The 287-nt window shown below is 42.5% G+C and carries 1 protein-coding gene; it reads right to left on the minus strand.

The features are described from left to right. Nucleotides 1–65 precede the first annotated feature (65 nt). Nucleotides 66–287 (minus strand): 3-hydroxyacyl-CoA dehydrogenase family protein (locus tag PZE06_RS29105; RefSeq protein ID WP_275792555.1); only part of this gene is annotated, 222 nt, incomplete at its 5' end.

The raw sequence follows: 287 nt of genomic DNA on the forward strand, positions 1-287 counted from the left end.
TTTGATTCCGGAAAAAAGCGTGCGAATTCCGGAAATTCCAGTGTTAATTCCGGAAAAATTCATTTTTATGCATATTCGTAAAACCCTCGTCCAGACTTCTTACCCAGCCAACCTGCCTTGACGTATTTGCGCAGCAGCGGACATGGGCGATATTTATCATCACCAAAACCTACATGAAGCGTTTCCATAATGTAGAGACATGTATCCAATCCGATAAAATCGGCGAGTGTTAACGGACCCATTGGATGATTCATACCGAGCTTCATCACTTCATCAATCGCTTCTTT

Source organism: Robertmurraya sp. DFI.2.37 (assembly GCF_029211245.1).
GTDB lineage: Bacteria > Bacillota > Bacilli > Bacillales > Cytobacillaceae > Robertmurraya > Robertmurraya methanolica_A.